Below are 17,665 nucleotides of genomic sequence, written 5' to 3'. Positions count from 1 at the left end.
CGTCGGCCCACTCGTCCCAGATGGTGACCCCGTGCTCCTTGAGCCAGCCGATGTTCGAGTCGCCGCGCAGGAACCACAGCAGCTCGTACACGATGGAGCGCAGGTGCACCTTCTTGGTGGTGACCAGCGGAAAGCCCCGCGCGAGGTCGTACCGCAGTTGGTGCCCGAAGACACTTTGGGTGCCGGTGCCCGTCCGGTCGGCTTTGGCCGTCCCGGAGGAGAGCACCAGTCGCAACAGGTCTTCGTACTGGGTGTCCGCCACAACCATGGAGTCTACTGATCACCGGCACCGCACAACGACGAGCACGCGGGTGCGGCACGCGGGGAGCTGTGCGTGTCGGCCGAATCACGTAACGTGCGATGCGGCTCGGGTGCGGGGACGCGGTGTGTCGGCGTCGGTGTCCGCGTCGGTGTCTGCGTTTGTGTACGCGTTTGTTGTCTGGGCCTGGACCGCAATGGGGGAAGCCGTGCCGAGTCTCCTGTACTACCCGTCGATCGTTCCGCCGCCCGAGGTCGTCCACCAGGCGGTCCTGTACTGGGACGGATTCGGGTCGGTGGTGCCGGACACGTCGGACCTGCGACAGGCCGGGGTGGCCGACGACCTGGTGGAACTGGAGGCGCACGGCCTCTACCAGCCCCTCCAGCTGGCCGCCGAGGTGTTCGACGAGTACAGCCCCTCGGCAGCGGTGCTGGTGGACGAGCTGCGGCGGCTGGCCTCGGCGGGGAGCCCGTCTCCCCCCGATTCGTTCATCTACGTCGGAAAGCTGGGTGCCTGGCTGGAAGACGAACTGGTCGCGCTGGGGTTTGCGACGCCGGGACGGAGCGCCCGGTCCGGCGGTCCGCGGCTCCAGGTCGGCAAGGACGTCGAGACGCTGGTGCTCGGCGTGGTTGCGCGGGAGCTGGCGCAGTACTGGTCGGATCGGGAGCGTCCGTACTTCCCGTACACCACCAGCGATGACGCGTACCGCAGGTCGCTGCGGCCTTCGCCGGATGGCACGGTGGTGCCCGCCTGGCAGATGGAGATCGGGAAACTGCTGCCCGTCCCCGCGTCGAACACGCCGCTCTCCGAGGTGCTCAAGTTCCGTGAACGGTACGCGGACGAGCGAGGCCGCCTGATGCGGGCGCTCCACCGCCTGCTGGACGAGCTCCGCCGCTGCTGGGAGCACCCGAGCGACGTCCTGGCGCAGTTCCAGGACGAACTGGCGCAGGCGTCCCGCGACTATCAGGCCGCGCAGCGGAGCCGCTTTCGGACCGTGGCATCCGAAGGCATCACCTGGACCGGGGGGATAGCCGCCGGATCGGCCGGGGTCGTCATGGGGTTGCCGGCGGAGATCGTCGCGCCGGCCGTCGGCGGCCTCACCGCTATATGGCTGCGCGCACGCGCCGCGAAGGACGCCGGCACCCCCGCGACGGACGACTTCAGCTACCTCCACCAAGTGCGCAAGACCTTGGGCTGACGCGGTCCTTCGGGGCCATGGGTGAGCTGTCGCCGCCCCTGGCTACCCTGCCCGCATGACGCTCACTGTTGACCAACTGACCGGGTACGTGGACCGCGATCTGGACGCCGATCTGGCGCGCTGGCTCCCGGCGGAACCCCCGGCCGAGATATCCGCCTCGACCCGCCCCGTCGAGCCCTTCCTCGCCCGGCTGCCGCAGGCCGCGGCGACCGCACTGGCCGCGTTCGACCGCAGGGTCCGGTCGGGCGCGATGCCGCGGTGCCTCGACATCTACGACTGGTCGTACGCCTTCGACTTCGCCGCCAACGACTGCACCATCCTGGACTCCGACTACGAGACGGAGCTTTCCGACGACGATGTGTGGTCCCTCGGCGCCGACGGCGCGGGCAACCTCTACGTGATGCTCACCGACGGGCGCATCGCAGTGTGGTTTGCCGAGGAGGAAGTCATCGAGGAGGGAACGCAGTTCGACAACCTCGACGTGTTCCTCTGGTCGGCCGTGCGGTACCGCGCGGTGCGCGCCGGTGTTCTCGACCTCGCCGCCGTCGAAGCAGACTTCCGCTCGCTCGCCCAGCCGGGTGTGCTGGCCCCGGAGATCGGTCTCCTCGCCTATATGACCTGACCGTCGCGGCCGACGAGCCGCCGCGCGCGCAGCTCCCCGGCACTGCGGTCAACTCCGCGGGCCGGGGGGCAGCGGCAGCGACACATCCAGGCCCAACGCCTGGAAGCCGTAGTCGAGTTCGTCGCACCACTCGGGCAGCACCCGATCCCACGCCGCCTCCGCGTCGCGGCTGCCGTGGGGGAGCAGGCCGGTGACCACTTCGGTGGTGTCGTCGGCGCCGTCCATCCGCTGAAATACCTGGAACTCCCAGACCAGACCGCGCTGTTCGGCCACGTCGGCGCGCACCCGCAGCGCGTACACCGGACGGCGTCTGCGGACCTGGAGCGGAGCGCGCACCGCGGCGCGCCCCGGCGCCAGTACGCGCCACGGCGGTTCGGGGCGGTGGACGTGGTGGAGATCGGAGAACACCGCGCGGCACAGCCGCTCGTACTCGGTGACGATGCGGGCCAACGCGGCGAAGTCGTCGGAGACGTCGCCCGAGGTGTCCGCGGAGTCGACGGCATTCTCGCGGCGACGCAGGTCCTCGCGTACCTGCTCGGCGAGGAATGCGCGGAGGACACCCGCGGGATGGGCGCGCTCGATGTGCGTACACGCGATGAAGGCGCTGTCGTACAGCCCCTGGTACTCCTGACGCAGACCCATCCCGGCCGCACCCGCCTTCCAATTCCCGTGCCCGACCACCGGCCCCGCCCGAGGCGGTCCCGACATCAATCGCAGGATTCCATGGCCATGCCGATTCGCGAGATCGACGCGTTCGCTGCCACGTGCGTCAAGGCCGGCGGCGACATGGGACTCGAAACTCCGGCGGAGTCCGGCTTCGGGTTGATCGGGGTCGAGCGTCGGCGCCAATAGATCACGCGCGATCTCGGCGCGTACGCCGACGAGTTGTGGCACCGCGCGCTGCCCGGCCCGGGATGGATGGACCGGGCGCACAGCATCGCCGGCTTCGCAGCGATGGACGCGGCTGTCGCGGCGGATCCGAGCTCGGGGCCGATCGAGGAAGACTTCGACCTACTGATTCTGGGCGGAGCGGTCCTGGCACGGGCCCCCGGGACGCCGTGGGGTGGCGGGTCGGCGGGAAGATGGGCGGCATGGACTGGTTGCCGCCTGAGGAGTACGTGCGGACACTGCCGCGCGCGACGATGTACGGGGCGTTGTACTTCACCGACGTGGAGGGCAGCCCACTCGCGTTGCGATCCGCTCAGGGGCTGAGGCATGGCAGTTGCCCGGGGGGAACGTCGAACACGGCGACACGACACCGTTCGAGACCGCGGTCCGTGAGTGCCGGGAGGAGACCGGCATCGTGTTCACCGGGTTCCGTGCCTGCTCCTGACGCACTTTCTGCCCCCTGAGCCCGCGTGGCCCTGCGCGAAGGTCGGGTTCGTCTTCGACGGGGGAGTACTCGCGGCCGACGAGCTTGCGCGGATCACGCTCGATCCCGCCGAACACGTCGAGTGGCGCGTCCAATCGCTCCACGCTTGGGAGCGAGTCATGAGCCCCCGTATCCACGCACGGATGAAGGCCCTCGCAACCGCCCGCCGAACGCGATCAGCCGCGTTCCTGACAGAGTCGGGGCACAACTCCACGGCGACGAACGGACTCGGCCGGTGACACGTCGCAGCGCACGCTCGGCAGCGCGGAGATCTGCGGCCGGCACTTGGGTCAGGGGGTTCGGGTTTTCAGGTGGGCTCGTTCGCCTTGGAGGCCGAAGAGTACGAGGAGTTCGACGGTTCGGTCGCCTTCCGCGCCCAGCCAGTGCGGTACGTGGGTGTCGAACTCGGCGGCCTCGCCCGCCTTCAGGACCAGGCTCTGGTCGCCGAGCAGGAGACGCAGGCGGCCGTCGAGTACGTAGACCCACTCGAAACCCTCGTGGGTCTTCAGGTCCGGTTCGGTGCCCGGCGGCGCGGGCGGGATGAGGAGTTTGTGGGCTTGGACGCCGCCGGGCCGGCTGAGCGGTACGTACGTCATGCCGTGCCGCGTGACGGGGCGCAGGTGGATGCGCGGGTCCCCGGTGCGGGGCGCGCCCACGAGGGCGTCGAGGGGGACGGCGTAGACCTCGGCGAGGGGCAGGAGCAGCTCAAGCGTCGGTTTGCGGGTGCCGCCCTCGAGGCGGGAGAGCGTGCTCTCGTTGATGCCGGTGCGCTCGGTCAGCTCGGCCAGTGTCAGCCCGCGCCGACGGCGCAATTCGCGCAGGCGGGGGCCGACCGCTTCCAGGACGTCCTTCGCCGCGTTCGCCATGCGTCCCAGCTTGCCGAAACGGCAAGAAGGCTTGCAACTCCGGAGGGGCAGGGCGCACGGTCGTCCGAGCGGGCCGCCGTGCGTGGCCGGACGAGTGACCGGCTGGTCCGGCGCAGCGCCTTGCAAGCAGTGCGCGGCAAGCAGTGCGCGGCGAGCAGCGTGCTGCCGGCCCGCGAGCGAGCGCCTAGGGAGGGCACCACATGCAACAGGCCGACAGAGACACCGACACCGACTCCGCGGCGTACTGGGAGAACCACTACTCCCGGCTCGACACCCGGTGGGGCACCAAGCCGAACATCGTCCTGAAAGACCTGGTCACCGACCTCGCGCCGACGCCCGGTGCGGCACTGGACCTGGGCTGCGGCCACGGTGGCGACGCGATCTGGCTCGCCGCCATCGGCTGGGACGTCACCGCCGTCGACGTGGCGCGTACCGCCCTCGACCGTGTCGCGGAAGGCGCGCGGGCCGCGGGCGTCTCCGACCGGGTCCACCCGGTACGCCACGACCTGGCCCGCACCTTCCCCGAGGGGGAATTCGGCCTGGTGAGTGCCAGCTACTTCCACACACCCGTCGAGATCCCCCGCGTACAGGTGCTGCGCCGCGCGGCCGAGGCGGTGGCCCCGGACGGGCTGCTGGTCGTCGTCGAGCACGCCTCGGCGGCGCCCTGGTCCTCGCATGTGGGCCCGGACGTGCGGTTCCCCACCGCCCAGGAGTCACTGGACTCGCTGCAACTCGGCGAGGGCTGGCACACCGAGCGCTGCGACGCGCCGCGGCGTACGGCGACCGGCCCCCAGGGGCAGAGCGCGAGTGTCACCGACAACGTCATCGCGCTGCGCCGCACGGGTTGAGGCGGGCACCGGCGTGGAACCCGCGTCAGTGGTCCGCCGTACCGACTGCACACAAGGAGAGAAAGCCGTGCCCAACACCCGCCGCCGAAAGGACACCCCTCCGCCGCGCACCGCGAACAGCGAGGCCGACGTTCTGCGCGGGTTCCTCGACTACCTGCGGGCCTCGGTCGCCGCGAAAGTCGAAGGAGCCGCGGAGCCGCAGGTCCGCGCGCCCGCGGTGCCCTCCGGCACCAGCCTGCTCGGCTTGCTGAAGCATCTGATCGCCGTCGAGAGCGCGACGTTCCTCGGCGCAAAGGTCACCAACTGGCAGGCGACGTTCAAGCCTGCCGACGAGGACGGCGTCGCCGACCTCGTCGCCCGGTACCGGGACACCGTCGACCGCGCCAACGAGGTGCTCGACGCGCAGACCGACCTCGGCGCGCCGCTGCCCCGGGCGGGACGTCCGGGCGAGGGGCCCAGTGTTCGCTGGGCACTCACCCACATGATCGAGGAGACCGGGCGGCACGCCGGTCACGCCGACATCATCCGCGAACTCGTCGACGGTACGACCGGCCGCTGAGCACTTCGATCCCGTCGGCCGTGCGCAGCGCCGCCTCCGCCCGACCGCCCGCCGACCGCCATGCGGCCTGCCGCCGACCGCCACCCCGGCCGCCTCCGCGCACCCGCGCACCCGCGCCTCCGCGCACCCGCGCATCCATACGTCCGGACGGCCCATTGCGGGCATGACGCGGCGTCCCCCCGGGCACGAGCCGCGCGCGAGGCGACCGCCGGATCCCGGCGGACGGCGACGCGACAGGACGCGAACGCCCCCGCCTCGGGAGGGCGGCGCGACGGCCGATACGGGCACCACGGAGAAGCGGAGGCGTTTGCTGTGCACGAAATGGTCCTGGACGCCGGCGACGGTGAACGGCCTCGCGCCTGGCACGTTGCCGCACCCGGTACGGCCGAGCCGCTGTGCGGGGTCCCGATCGATCCGGTGGCACCCGCGCACGTCAGCGAGCGCGACGACGGCGCACTGCACTGCGCGGAGTGCCTGGCCGCATACGCCGCCCTCGTCACCGCCGGGTGAGGGCCACCGCTCAGGAAGGCCGGCGTAGTGGCCGCCCGGATCCAGCAGGTCGTCGGAGAGTCGCGGTGGACAGATCGGCGGGTCCGCTCGTACGCCTCCGCCGAACCGTCGAGTCCCGCGCGCAGCAACCGGCGCAACTCGTCGTCGTGCATACCGGTCATCGCTACATGTGGCAGCACGGCGGCGATTGCGACTGCTCTTGTGAGCAAAGTGCTTTGTGCTCAACGTCGTTGGTACCCGGCGGGCCGACGGCGCGTCGGGTACGCGGTGCGGGTCCGACACCGCTACCGACCCCGGCTCCTGCACGCGTACGACCACTCAAGGGGCGACTGCCCGATCGAGCACGTGGTCGCGCGCCTCGGCGTAGCGCTCGCGAACGCCGGTGCCGGGCAACCCTCCGTCGTCGTACTGGAGCGTGCCCAGATACGGCTGGTAGTCGGGAGGCGCGGTGCCCGGGCCGGTGAGGGCCCACGCGGCCTGGCGGGCGGCGCCGAGGGCGACGTACTCGGCCGGTCGCGGCACCGAGACCGGCAGGCCCAGGACACTCGGCGCGATCCGCCGTACCGCCTCCGCCCGCGCGGCGCCGCCGATCAGCAGGACCCGCTCGACGGCGACTCCCGCCGAGCGCAACGCGTCCAATCCGTCCGCGAGTCCGCAGAGCATGCCCTCGACGGCGGCCCGCGCCAGGTGCCGGGGAGTGGCGTTGGCCATGGTGAGACCGTGGATCGCGCCCGACGCGTTCGGCCGGTCGGGGGTGCGTTCGCCCATGAGGTAGGGGACGAGCACGACGCCGCCGGCCCCCGCGGGCGCGTCCAGGGCGAGTTCGGAGAGGGCGTCGTGGTCGACGCCGAGCATGGCCGCAGTGGCGTCCAGTACTCCGGCGGCGTTCAGGGTGCACACCAGCGGCAGGAAGCGTCCGGTGGCGTCGGCGAACCCGGCGATCGTGCCGGTGGGGTCGGCCGACGGCTTCTCGCACACCGCGAAGACGGTGCCCGAGGTGCCCAACGACACGACGACATCGCCCGGTTCGACGCCCAGGCCGAGCGCGGCGGCCATGTTGTCACCCGTCCCCGCGCCGACCGTGATGCCGCGGATGTGGCCCGCGGCATCGGCCGCGCCGGTGAGCCGGGGCAGGGCGGGTACGCGTCCCATCGCCAGCGCCAGCAGGTCGTCGCGCCACGCCCCCTTGGCCGGGGAGTAGTAGCCGGTGCCGGAGGCGTCGCCGTGGTCGGTGGTGAGGCCGTCGACCCCGCCCGCGCGCTCGCGCAGCCGCCAGGTGAGCCAGTCGTGCGGCAGGCAGACGGCCGCGGTGGCCGCCGCGGCGTCCGGTTCGTGCTCGGCGAGCCAGCGCAACTTGGTCACGGTGAACGACGCGAGCGGGACGCTCCCGGTGTCACGCGCCCACGCCGCCGGCCCACCGTGCTCCCGTACCAGGTCGCGCGCGGTTTGAGCGGACCGCGTGTCGTTCCACAGCAACGCGGGGCGCACCGGCGAACCGTACGCGTCCAGGCAGACCATGCCGTGCTGTTGCGCGGCCACGGACACCGCGTCGACGCCGTCGAGGCCGCCGGCCCGGTCGAGCGCCGTGAGCAGGGCCTGCCACCAGTGTTCGGGGTCGACCTCGGTGCCTTCGGGGTGTGCGGCCCGGCCGGACCGTACGACGGCGCCGGTCGTCGCGTCGCACACAAGCACCTTGCACGATTGTGTGGACGAGTCGACCCCCGCGACCAACCGACGCCGCCGCATGTCAGCGGGTTCCGAGGAGGTGTTCGAGGGCGAGTTGGTCGAGGCGTTCGACGTTGCATTCGCGTGCCCCGGCGACCTCGGGGTCGAACTCGTCGGCGGCCAGGTCCGCGAGGGTCTCGCCGGCGGCGAGCGTTGGCACGGACAGCTCGGGCACCTGGGCCGCGGCCAGCGCCGCCTGGACCTCGGGGTCGGCGCGGAACGCCCGCACGCGCTCGCGCAGGATCAGGTACGTGCGCATGTTGGCGGCCGCGGAGTCCCACACGCCGCGCGGGCCCTCGGTGCGCAGCGGCTTGAAGTCGAAGTGCCGGGGGCCGTCGTAGCCGCCGTGCTCCAGCAGGTCGACGAGGAAGAACGCGCCGCGCGTGTTGCCGTGGCCGAACACGAGGTCCTGGTCGAAGCGGGCGCCGTTCTGGCCGTTGAGGTCGATGTGGAAGAGCTTGCCCGCCCACAGCGCCTGGCCGACCCCGTGCACGATGTTGAGCCCGGCCATCTCCTCGTGGCCGACCTCGGGGTTCACCCCGACCATGTCGGGCCGGGCCAGCTCGGCGATGAACGCGAGGGCGTGGCCGACCGTGGGCAGCAGGATGTCGCCGCGCGGTTCGTTGGGCTTGGGTTCGAGGGCGAAGCGCAGGTCGTAGCCCCGGTCGACGACGTACTCGCACATCAGGTCGATGGCTTCGCGGAAGCGGTCCAGCGCGGCCACGATGTCCTTGGCGGCGCCGGATTCGGAGCCTTCGCGGCCGCCCCACATGACGTACGTGCGCGCGCCGAGTTCGGCCGCGAGGTCGATGTTGCGCATGACCTTGCGCAGCGCGAAGCGGCGTACCGTCCGGTCGTTGGAGGTGAACGCGCCGTCTTTGAACACGGGGTGCGTGAACAGGTTCGTGGTCGCCATCGGCACGACCAGGCCGGTCTCGTCCAGCGCGGTCCGGAAGCGGCCGACGAGCTTCTCGCGCGTCGCCTCGTCGGCGCCGAACGGGATCAGGTCGTCGTCGTGGAACGTGACGCCGTACGCCCCCAGTTCCGCGAGCCGGTGCACGGTCTCCACCGGGTCGAGCGGAGGCCGGGTGGCGTCCCCGAAGGCGTCGCGCGCGGGCCATCCCACGGTCCACAGGCCGAACGAGAACCGGTCTTCCGGCATGGGGCGGTACTCGGTCACCAGGGCCTCCGCAATGATTAGTCCAGTTCATGGACTAATTAAGTGGGTGCGGTCGGCGGAGTCAATAGCCCGATGGGACCCCGCGGTCGCCGCGACGTGTCGCCCGGACCGGCCGGCGCGTCGCGCACGTGCCGGGTGCCGACGGGAAACCGGGCGCGACCCCAAACCGACTTTGTCCTTCACAAGTGAAAAACTTGGACCGGAATCGCGAAACTTCTTCAACTGACGAGCGAAAGTGGCTAGGTTCGGCCCCGGTCACCCCGGCAAGAACCCCGCAAAGAGACGATGGACGTCGCCCGGCGCAGCGGCTCGGGCGGGGGACATCCACACGGACGTGATTGGGGAACGGTGCACGATGGAGCGGGTGTTGCGGACATCGACGCCATGCGCGTGACGACCAGGCCGGAAAACGGGCATCAGGCGAGGCTGCTCGCTCTCCTCCGGGACGGCGGTCCGCGGTCGCGCGCGGAGCTGGGCGACCTCGTGCACATGTCGCGTTCCAAGGTCGCCGTGGAACTGGACCGCCTGACCGAACTCGGCCTGATCGAGAACGCGGGACTGGCGGCGTCCCGGGGCGGCCGGCGGTCGGGCATCGTCTGCCTGGCCCCGTCCCTGCGCTTCGTCGGCGTCGACATCGGCGCGACGTCGATCGGGGTCGCCGTCACGGACGGCGAACTCAACATCCTGGGCAGGCTGTCGGAGCCGTGCGACGTACGGCAGGGCCCCGACATCGTGCTCGGCCTCGCGCTCTCCCTGGTGGCGAAACTACGCGATCAGGGACTGCTGCCCGAGGTGCACGGCCTCGGGCTGGGCATACCGGGGCCGGTGAGCTTCAGCGAGGGTTTCCCGGTGGTTCCGCCGATCATGCCGGGCTGGGACCGCTACCCGGTCCGCGAGGCGCTGGGCCGCGAACTGGGCTGCCCTGTCCTGGTCGACAACGACGTCAACATCATGGCCGTCGGAGAGCAGCACGCGGGCTCGGCCCGCTCGGTCGACGACTTCCTGTTCGTCAAGATCGGCACGGGCATCGGCTGCGGAATCGTCGTGGACGGCGGCGTGTACCGCGGGGCCTCGGGCAGTGCCGGCGACATCGGGCACATCCGGGTCTCCGCGAACGGGCCGACCTGCGCCTGCGGCAACATCGGCTGCCTGGAAGCGTTCTTCGGCGGTGCCGCCCTCACCCGCGACGCCCTGGCGGCGGCCCGCTCGGACGCGTCCCCGCACCTGGCCGCGCGACTTGCGGAGGTCGGGGAACTGCGGGTCGAGGACGTCGCCCAGGCGATGATGGCGGGCGACACCGCCGCGATGCGCCTGGTACGCGCCGGCGGACAGCGGGTGGGCCAGGTCCTCGCCAGCCTGGTCAGCTTCTTCAACCCGGGCCTGATCGTGCTGGGCGGGAGCGTGCCGGGGATGCTCGGGCATCCGCTGCTCGCCGAGATACGGAGCGTGGTGTACCGCCAGTCGCTGCCGCTGGCGACCGGGAACCTGCCCATCGTCCTGTCCGAACTGCGGGACAGCGCGGGGATCATCGGCGCGACCCGCTTCATCAGCGACCACATCTTCTCGGCGCCCTGACGCCCTGACGCCCTGACTCCTTGAGCCCTCGCGGCCTTGAGGCTTTGACAGCCGGGGGCTCCGGCGACCGTACGTCGCGGCGCCCGGACGCGGCACCGACACGAGCGAGCACCACACGAGCCGAACGACCCAACCGACAAGCCCGGCCACCGGGCACGGAACAGGGAGAAGGCACCATGGCGCGACCGATCACGCTGTTCACCGGCCAGTGGGCCGACCTGCCCTTCGAGGAGGTCTGCCGCCTGGCGTCCGGATGGGGCTACGACGGCCTTGAAATCGCCTGCTGGGGCGACCACTTCGAGGTCGACCGAGCCCTCGCCGAGGACGACTACGTCGCCGGGCGCCTCGCCCTCCTCGACAAATACGGCCTCAAAGTGTGGGCGGTCTCGAACCACCTTGTCGGGCAGGCCGTGTGCGACGCGGTCATCGACGCCCGGCACGAGGCGATCCTGCCCGGCCGGATCTGGGGCGACGGCTCGCCGGAAGGCGTACGCACGCGGGCCGCCGAGGAGATCAAGGACACCGCACGCGCCGCCGCCCGACTGGGGGTTCGCACCGTCGTCGGGTTCACCGGATCGTCCGTCTGGCACACGGTCGCCATGTTCCCGCCGGTGCCCGAGTCGATGGTCGAGGCGGGGTACCGCGACTTCGCGGACCGCTGGAACCCGATCCTGGACGTGTTCGACGAGGTCGGCGTGCGCTTCGCGTTCGAGGTGCACCCGAGCGAGATCGCGTACGACTACTGGACCACCGTGCGCATGCTCGAAGCCGTGGAGCACCGGCCGGCGTTCGGACTGAACTGGGATCCGTCGCACTTCGTGTGGCAGGACCTGGATCCGGCAGCGTTCCTGCTGGACTTCAAGGACCGGATCTACCACGTCGACTGCAAGGACGCGCGCGTACGCACCGGCGACGGTCGCCGGGGCCGGCTCGGCTCGCACCTGCCGTGGGGTGACCCGCGCCGGGGCTGGGACTTCGTCTCCACCGGATTCGGCGACGTGCCCTGGCAGGACTGCTTCCGGGCGCTCAACACGATCGGCTACACGGGACCCATCTCGGTCGAATGGGAGGACGCGGGCATGGACCGGCTGTACGGCGCCCCGGAAGCGCTCGCGTTCGTACGCCGGTTGGGCGCCATCGAGTTGCCCTCGGCGTCGTTCGACAGCGCCTTCTCGTCCGGGCCGGCCAAGGACTGAAGTCCGAGGCTCGACCTGCGGGCCCCGATCTGCGGGCTCCGATCTTCGCGTCCTGGATCTTCGGGCCCTGATCTTCGGGTTCTGATCTTCGGGTTCTGGGCCTTGGGCCCTGATCTTCAGGTCCTCACCGGGGCCTGGCTTTCAGGGCCGACCCGCTCCGGCACCGTCTGGCCGGCCGTCCTGACAGTGCTTTTCGCGGCCGCTTCCGGGACAAGGGACACCCCTGTCCGCAACTTCTTCCTCTTCCTGGAAAAACGCAGAGTTTTTCTCCGCGAAGAACTTCCACTCCAAAGACAAAGTCTCTAGCGTGGCCGACCACACGGTGGGCGTGGGCGTTCGGCTCCCCGCCGTCGAACCGGCTTGCACCGCACCGCGCTTCCGCAAGGCACGGCTGTTCCGCACGGCACCGCCCGAATTCACCGCACCGCCGATCGTGAGAAGGAGCCCCGCATGCCATCGGCCCCGTCCGCCGAGCACGAACCGCCGCTCCTGGCCATGCGCGCGATCGTCAAGCAGTTCCCGGGAGTCCGTGCGCTCGACGGTGTCTCGCTGGAGGTCCGCGCCGCGGAGGTGCACTGCCTGCTCGGCCAGAACGGCGCGGGCAAATCGACCCTGATCAAGGTCCTCGCCGGAGTTCACCAGCCCGACGAAGGCGTCCTGGAATGGCGCGGCGAGCAGGTACGGCCCGGAAACCCCACCGCCGCGATCCGGCTAGGGATCTCCACGATCTACCAGGAACTCGACCTGGTGGACGGCCTGTCCGTGGCCGAGAACGTCTTCCTCGGCCACGAGCGCGCCCGGTTCGGCTTCACCCGGCGCGGTGAGATGAACCGCGCCGCGACCGCGCTCCTGGATCGCCTGGGCCACGGCGAGATCCCGCCCACCACCCGGGTCGGGCGGCTGCCCGCGTCCGGACGGCAGATCGTCAGCATGGCCCGGGCGCTATCCCACGACGCACGGTTGATCGTGATGGACGAGCCGTCCGCCGCGCTCGCCCACGACGAGGTGGAGAGCCTGTTCCGCACCGTGCGCGAACTGACGTCCGCGGGCGTCGCCGTCGTGTACATCTCGCACCGCCTCGACGAGATCCGGGAGATCGGCGACCGGGTCACCGTGCTCAAGGACGGCCGAACCGTGGCCTCGGGACTGCCCGCACGTGAGACGCCGACGCAGGAAGTCGTCGCGCTGATGACGGGCCGCCGCATCGAGTACGTCTTCCCGGCACGCGCCGGGGACGCGGACACCGCGGCCGCCGCCCCCACACCCACTGGCGCCATACCCTCCGGCGCCACACCCCCCGGCGCCACGACATCGGACACCGCAACTTCCGTCGCCATGAAGCCCGGCACCGCCACCCCCGAGCCGGCCGAGATCCTGCGGGTCGAGCACCTGTCCGTCCGCGGGCGCTTCCACGACGTGTCGTTCACGGTGCGCGCCGGCGAGGTCGTCGGTCTCGCCGGACTCGTGGGCTCCGGCCGATCCGAGATCCTCGCCGCGATCTACGGTGCCATCAAGCCGACTTCGGGCCGCGTGGTGCTGGACGGCGAACGCGTCCGGCCCGGCAGCACGCACGCGGCGGTCCGGCGCGGCATGGGCCTGGCACCCGAAGAGCGCAAGTCTCAGGGTCTGTTGATGCTCGACACCGTCGGGCGCAACATCACCATCGCGTCCCTGAGCCGCTACGCGCGCTTCGGCTGGTTCGACCGGCGCCGCGAGATCGCGGACGCCCGGCGGCAGGCCGAGGCCCTCGACATCCGGCCGCCGGACCCGTACCGCCCGATCCGCACGCTGTCCGGCGGCAACCAGCAAAAGGCCGTGTTGGCCCGCTGGTTGCTGCACGGCTGCCGGCTGCTGCTGCTCGACGAGCCCACCCGGGGCGTCGACATCGGGGCGCGCAACGAGCTGTACACCCAGATGCGCGCGCTCGCCGACAGCGGCATCGCGATCGTGCTCGTCTCCAGCGAGATCCCCGAAGTCCTGGGCCTGTCCGACCGGGTCCTGGTGATCCGCGACGGCCGCATCATCGAACACGCGCCGGCACGCGACCTGGACGAACACCGCGTACTGGACCTGGTCATGGAAGGCAGCAGCCTGTGAACCGCGACGTACGCGACGATCCCGCGACCAACGAGCCGCCCGCCGCCCGGACCGGGGACTCCGCCGAAGCGGGCCCGGACCTCACGAAGGCCTCGTCGCCTCCGCCATCGGACGTGCCCGTGGGCGTCGGCAAGGCGTCGCTCGACCTGGGCGGCGCACGACGCGGCCCGCTGGGCTTCCTCTTCACGCACGCCGGCGGGTCGGGGGCCACCCAGCACATCGCGCTGCTGGTCGCGCTGGGCCTGCTCTTCGTGATCGGGCTGACCACCAAGGGGGACCGTTTCGCGACCAGCAGCAACATGGTCACGATCCTGTCGCTCGCGGCCGTTGTCGGCGTGATCACGGTGGGCATGACCTTCGTGATCATCGGCGGCGGCATCGACCTGTCGGTGGGCGCCATCATGGCGCTGTCGTCGGTCTGGGCGACCACCGTCGCCACCCAGGACACCGGGCTGTTCGGCATGTTGTTCACGGCGATCGTCGTTGGCCTGGTGTGCGGCCTGCTCAACGGCGTGCTGATCGCGTTCGGCGGCCTCGTGGCCTTCATCGTGACACTCGCGGTGAGCGTCTCGGCCCGGGGCCTCGCCGAGCAGATCTCCGACCGGAAGTCGCAACTGGTCGAGGTGGACGGCTTCCTCAAGATCGCCGAGAACAAGTACTTCGGCATACCGATGCACGTGTACCTGTTCCTGGTCGTCGTGGTGGTGGGCTGGATCGTCCTCAACCGCACGACCTTCGGCCGGCGTACGTTCGCCGTCGGCGGCAACCCCGAGGCGGCCCGGCTCGCCGGTATCAACGTCCGGCTGCACACCTGCCTGCTGTACGTCGTGTCCGGCCTGTGCTGCGGAATCGCCGCGATCATGCTGACCGCGCAGGCGAACACCGGTGCGAGCACGCACGGCCAGCTCTACGAACTCGACGCGATAGCCGCCGTGGTCATCGGCGGGACGCTGCTCACCGGCGGCTTCGGGTCGGTGGTGGGGTCGATCCTCGGCGTGCTCGTGTTCACCACGATCCAGGACCTGTTCATCCTCAACAACCTCGCGTCGCCGATCCAGCAGATCGCCAAGGGCGTGATCATCATCGCGGTCCTGCTGATCCAGCGCTGGGGCGGCGTGCGCAGGCGCGTGAACGCCTGACGGCGCGTGCCCGGCGCCACCCCCGCCCGCACGACGCGGCGCGCCCCTCCGGCCTCGTACCTCCGTACCTCCGGCCTCCGTACCTCCAGCCCTCGTACCTCCAGCCCTCGTTCCCCTCGGGAGTCATCCATGTCCCAGCTCCATCGCAGAGGCTTCATCCTGGGCGGCGCCGCGCTGGGCGCCGGCGCCCTCGTGGCGGGATGCACCAGCAACTCATCGGACAAGGACACCGGCCCGCAGGTCAAGGCGCCGGCCGCGGCCTCGGGCAGCCCCGAGCCGCCCGGAAAGCCCGTCACGATCGGCTTCTCCGCGCCGGCCGCCGACCACGGCTGGATCGGTGCGATCAGCCTCAACGCCAAGGCGCAGGCGAAGGAGTTCTCCGACGTCACGCTCAAGGCGACGGAAGGCACCAACGACGTCAACCAGCAGATCCAGCAGGTGCAGTCGCTGATCGACTCCAAGGTCGACGTGCTGGTGATCCTGCCGTACGACGGCAAGGCGCTCACCGCCGTGGCGCGGCGCTCGATGGAGGCCGGCATCCCGGTCGTCAACCTGGACCGCGTCTTCGCGAACGCGCTGTCGTACCGCACCTGGATCGGCGGCGACAACTACGGCATGGGTGTCAACGCCGGCACCTACATAGCCGCGCAGATGAAGCAGGCCGGCAAGACGAACCCGGTCGTGGTCGAGGTCGCCGGGCTCGACAACCTCGAACTCACCCAGCAGCGCAGCCAGGGCTTCCGCGAGGCACTGGAAGCGGCCGGTATGAAGGTTGCGGCCCGGCAGGCCGCGGACTTCACCGCGGCGGTCGGCCAGCGCGTGGCGGCCCAACTGCTCCAGGCCAACGGCAAGATCGACGCGATGTGGAACCACGACGACGACCAGGGCATCGGCGTCATGGCGGCGATCAAGCAGGCGGGCCGCGACAACGAGTTCCTGATGGTCGGCGGCGCCGGGTCGAAGAAGGCCATGGAGGACATCAAGGCCGACAACACCCCCATGAAGGCCACCGTGCTCTACCCGCCGAGCATGGCGTCGTCCGCGATCATCCTGGCCCGCATGATCGGCCAGGCGAAGTCGCTCGCCGACCTGGCCGAGTTGGAGGTGCCGGCGTCCATCACCACGTACTCGGCCGTGGTCACCAAGGAGAACGTCGACCGGTACCTGCCCACCGCGTTCTCGTAGCCGACTTTCTGCGGCGGCGACCGGGGCGTCCGGTCGCCGCCGTGTCACCGTCACGCGCCGGCGTCCCGAACCGAAAGGCACCCCACACCCATGTCGTCACTTCCCCAGCACTCCCGAACCGCACGCCCGCCCTTGGGTGTCGGCATGGTCGGGCACTCCTTCATGGGGCGTGTCCACTCGCACGCATGGCGCTCCGTGGACGCCTTTTTCGACCTGCCCATGCGGCCCGAACTGCGGGTCGTGGCCGGTCGGGACGCGGCGCGCGTCGAGGCCGCCGCGGCCCGGCTGGGCTGGGCCGAGTCGACCACGGACTGGCGCGAGCTCCTCGACCGGGACGACATAGCGCTGATCGACATCTGCGCCCAGGGCTCGGTGCACGCCGAGATCGCCATCGCCGCACTCGAGGCGGGCAAGCACGTGTTGTGCGAGAAGCCGCTGGCGAACACGCCGGCCGAGGCGGAGGCGATGGCCCGGGCGGCGGCCGCGGCCGCCGAGCGCGGGGTCCTGGCCATGGTCGGGTTCAACTACCGCCGCGTCCCCGCTCTGACCCTGGCCCGTACGCTCGTCGCCGACGGCAGGCTCGGCACCATCCGCCACGTCCGCGCCCGGTACCTCCAGGACTGGATCGTCGACCCCGAACACCCGCTCGTGTGGCGGCTCGTCCGCGAAGAGGCCGGCTCCGGGGCGCTGGGCGACATCGGCGCGCACATCATCGACCTGGCCGAGTTCCTGACGGGCGATCACATCACCGGGGTCAGCGCCGTCACCGAGACGTTCGTGCACAAGCGTCCGCTGGGCACCGCCGGATCCGGCATCGGCGCGCAGGCCGCCGGCCCGACAAGCGGCAGCGCCGACGGAATCGGCACGGTGACCGTCGACGACGCCGCGATCTTCCTGGCCCGCACCTCCGGCGGCGCGCTCGCGACGTTCGAGGCCACCCGCTTCGCCACCGGCCGCAAGAATGCGCTGAGCATCGAGCTGAACGGCTCGCGCGGCAGCCTCTCCTTCGACTTCGAGGCCATGAACGACCTGTGGTTCCACGACCACGACGAGCCGGCCGCCACCGCGGGCTTCCGCCGCATCACCGTCACCGAGCCCACCCACCCCTACACCGGCGCGTGGTGGCCGCCGGGCCACGGCCTCGGCTACGAGCACAGCTTCACGCACCAGGCCCGCGACCTGGTCGAGGCCATCGCGACCGGTACGACTCCGCAGCCCTCGTTCGACGACGGCCTGCGGGTCCAGCGGGTCCTGGCCGCCGTGGAGGCGAGTGCCGCCGACAGCAGCCGCTGGACGCCGGTCGACGGCTGACCCGCGGGGAGGCGGGGGCCGCC

At 71.1% G+C, this 17,665-nt stretch carries 18 protein-coding genes; 13 read left to right on the top strand and 5 right to left on the bottom strand.

Annotation, left to right across the window (positions count from 1 at the left end; translation table 11 throughout):
- Window positions 1-262: thymidylate synthase (gene thyA / locus AB0C36_RS30575; protein ID WP_358360332.1), on the bottom strand; the 262-nt coding region annotated here is incomplete at its 3' end.
- Between the two features lie 205 nt (window positions 263-467).
- Here thyA and AB0C36_RS30570 point away from each other — a divergent pair.
- Window positions 468-1,457: a DUF6236 family protein gene (locus AB0C36_RS30570; RefSeq protein WP_358360330.1), complete on the top strand. Its 990-nt coding sequence runs from the start codon at window positions 468-470 to the stop codon at window positions 1,455-1,457.
- A 55-nt stretch (window positions 1,458-1,512) separates the two neighbouring features.
- The gene (locus AB0C36_RS30565) at window positions 1,513-2,079 is read left to right on the top strand and encodes a hypothetical protein (RefSeq protein ID WP_358360327.1); all 567 of its coding nucleotides are present in this window, start codon (window positions 1,513-1,515) and stop codon (window positions 2,077-2,079) included.
- Window positions 2,080-2,127: 48 nt separating this feature from the next.
- Here AB0C36_RS30565 and AB0C36_RS30560 read toward each other — a convergent pair whose 3' ends face one another.
- Window positions 2,128-2,721 (bottom strand): hypothetical protein, encoded by a 594-nt coding sequence (locus AB0C36_RS30560; protein ID WP_358360325.1) that lies wholly within the window; start codon window positions 2,719-2,721, stop codon window positions 2,128-2,130.
- An 81-nt stretch (window positions 2,722-2,802) separates the two neighbouring features.
- Between AB0C36_RS30560 and AB0C36_RS30555 the strand changes: the two genes are divergently transcribed.
- Together AB0C36_RS30555 and AB0C36_RS30550 are read left to right on the top strand one after the other, a co-directional pair.
- Window positions 2,803-2,931, top strand: coding sequence for a hypothetical protein (locus AB0C36_RS30555; protein ID WP_358360323.1), 129 nt, complete (start codon window positions 2,803-2,805; stop codon window positions 2,929-2,931).
- Window positions 2,932-3,274: 343 nt separating this feature from the next.
- Window positions 3,275-3,412 carry an NUDIX domain-containing protein gene (locus AB0C36_RS30550; protein ID WP_358360338.1) on the top strand — a complete coding sequence of 46 codons (138 nt, stop codon included), beginning with the start codon at window positions 3,275-3,277 and terminating at the stop codon, window positions 3,410-3,412.
- Between the two features lie 329 nt (window positions 3,413-3,741).
- Here AB0C36_RS30550 and AB0C36_RS30545 read toward each other — a convergent pair whose 3' ends face one another.
- Complete coding sequence (locus tag AB0C36_RS30545) at window positions 3,742-4,317, bottom strand: helix-turn-helix domain-containing protein (RefSeq protein ID WP_358360321.1); 576 nt, start codon at window positions 4,315-4,317, stop codon at window positions 3,742-3,744.
- 200 nt (window positions 4,318-4,517) lie between these two features.
- On the opposite strand from AB0C36_RS30545, the gene AB0C36_RS30540 reads away from it, so the two are divergent.
- The 3 genes from AB0C36_RS30540 (at window position 4,518) to AB0C36_RS30530 (ending at window position 6,234) form a co-directional block, all read left to right on the top strand.
- Window positions 4,518-5,165 carry an SAM-dependent methyltransferase gene (locus AB0C36_RS30540; protein ID WP_358360319.1) on the top strand — a complete coding sequence of 216 codons (648 nt, stop codon included), beginning with the start codon at window positions 4,518-4,520 and terminating at the stop codon, window positions 5,163-5,165.
- Window positions 5,166-5,232: 67 nt separating this feature from the next.
- Complete coding sequence (locus AB0C36_RS30535) at window positions 5,233-5,724, top strand: DinB family protein (protein ID WP_358360317.1); 492 nt, start codon at window positions 5,233-5,235, stop codon at window positions 5,722-5,724.
- A 312-nt stretch (window positions 5,725-6,036) separates the two neighbouring features.
- Complete coding sequence (locus AB0C36_RS30530) at window positions 6,037-6,234, top strand: hypothetical protein (protein ID WP_358360314.1); 198 nt, start codon at window positions 6,037-6,039, stop codon at window positions 6,232-6,234.
- 318 nt (window positions 6,235-6,552) lie between these two features.
- On the opposite strand, the gene xylB is transcribed toward AB0C36_RS30530, so the two are convergent.
- Both xylB and xylA read right to left on the bottom strand, forming a co-directional pair.
- Window positions 6,553-7,926: a xylulokinase gene (gene xylB / locus AB0C36_RS30525; RefSeq protein ID WP_435839142.1), complete on the bottom strand. Its 1,374-nt coding sequence runs from the start codon at window positions 7,924-7,926 to the stop codon at window positions 6,553-6,555.
- 55 nt (window positions 7,927-7,981) lie between these two features.
- Entirely contained in the window at window positions 7,982-9,121 is a 1,140-nt protein-coding gene (gene xylA / locus AB0C36_RS30520; protein WP_358360336.1) for a xylose isomerase, read from the bottom strand.
- A 408-nt stretch (window positions 9,122-9,529) separates the two neighbouring features.
- Here xylA and AB0C36_RS30515 point away from each other — a divergent pair, with 408 nt between their 5' ends.
- The 6 genes from AB0C36_RS30515 (at window position 9,530) to AB0C36_RS30490 (ending at window position 17,642) form a co-directional block, all read left to right on the top strand.
- Window positions 9,530-10,714, top strand: a complete 1,185-nt coding sequence (locus AB0C36_RS30515; protein WP_358360310.1) for an ROK family transcriptional regulator — start codon at window positions 9,530-9,532, stop codon at window positions 10,712-10,714.
- 176 nt (window positions 10,715-10,890) lie between these two features.
- Entirely contained in the window at window positions 10,891-11,910 is a 1,020-nt protein-coding gene (locus tag AB0C36_RS30510) for a sugar phosphate isomerase/epimerase family protein (protein WP_358360308.1), read from the top strand.
- Between the two features lie 450 nt (window positions 11,911-12,360).
- Window positions 12,361-14,007 carry a sugar ABC transporter ATP-binding protein gene (locus tag AB0C36_RS30505; protein ID WP_358360305.1) on the top strand — a complete coding sequence of 549 codons (1,647 nt, stop codon included), beginning with the start codon at window positions 12,361-12,363 and terminating at the stop codon, window positions 14,005-14,007.
- Window positions 14,008-14,177: 170 nt separating this feature from the next.
- Entirely contained in the window at window positions 14,178-15,146 is a 969-nt protein-coding gene (locus tag AB0C36_RS30500; RefSeq protein ID WP_358360334.1) for an ABC transporter permease, read from the top strand.
- A 129-nt stretch (window positions 15,147-15,275) separates the two neighbouring features.
- Window positions 15,276-16,331: a substrate-binding domain-containing protein gene (locus tag AB0C36_RS30495; RefSeq protein WP_358360302.1), complete on the top strand. Its 1,056-nt coding sequence runs from the start codon at window positions 15,276-15,278 to the stop codon at window positions 16,329-16,331.
- Between the two features lie 90 nt (window positions 16,332-16,421).
- Entirely contained in the window at window positions 16,422-17,642 is a 1,221-nt protein-coding gene (locus AB0C36_RS30490) for a Gfo/Idh/MocA family protein (RefSeq protein ID WP_358360301.1), read from the top strand.
- Window positions 17,643-17,665: the final 23 nt, after the last annotated feature.

It is taken from the genome of Streptodolium elevatio (assembly GCF_040649515.1).
Classification (GTDB): Bacteria; Actinomycetota; Actinomycetes; order Streptomycetales; family Streptomycetaceae; genus Yinghuangia; species Yinghuangia elevatio.
The sequence above is the reverse complement of the archived record's forward strand: the minus strand, read 5'-3'. Positions and strand labels throughout refer to the sequence as shown.

Excerpts from the sequence above, each read along its gene's own strand:
- AB0C36_RS30565 (WP_358360327.1), top strand. The coding sequence starts at position 1,513 with ATGACGCTCACTGTTGACCAACTGACCGGGTACGTGGACCGCGATCTG.
- AB0C36_RS30560 (WP_358360325.1), bottom strand. The coding sequence starts at position 2,721 with ATGGGTCTGCGTCAGGAGTACCAGGGGCTGTACGACAGCGCCTTCATC.
- AB0C36_RS30555 (WP_358360323.1), top strand. The coding sequence starts at position 2,803 with ATGGCCATGCCGATTCGCGAGATCGACGCGTTCGCTGCCACGTGCGTC.
- AB0C36_RS30545 (WP_358360321.1), bottom strand. The coding sequence starts at position 4,317 with ATGGCGAACGCGGCGAAGGACGTCCTGGAAGCGGTCGGCCCCCGCCTG.
- AB0C36_RS30540 (WP_358360319.1), top strand. The coding sequence starts at position 4,518 with ATGCAACAGGCCGACAGAGACACCGACACCGACTCCGCGGCGTACTGG.
- xylA (WP_358360336.1), bottom strand. The coding sequence starts at position 9,121 with ATGCCGGAAGACCGGTTCTCGTTCGGCCTGTGGACCGTGGGATGGCCC.
- AB0C36_RS30510 (WP_358360308.1), top strand. The coding sequence starts at position 10,891 with ATGGCGCGACCGATCACGCTGTTCACCGGCCAGTGGGCCGACCTGCCC.
- AB0C36_RS30505 (WP_358360305.1), top strand. The coding sequence starts at position 12,361 with ATGCCATCGGCCCCGTCCGCCGAGCACGAACCGCCGCTCCTGGCCATG.
- AB0C36_RS30495 (WP_358360302.1), top strand. The coding sequence starts at position 15,276 with ATGTCCCAGCTCCATCGCAGAGGCTTCATCCTGGGCGGCGCCGCGCTG.
- AB0C36_RS30490 (WP_358360301.1), top strand. The coding sequence starts at position 16,422 with ATGTCGTCACTTCCCCAGCACTCCCGAACCGCACGCCCGCCCTTGGGT.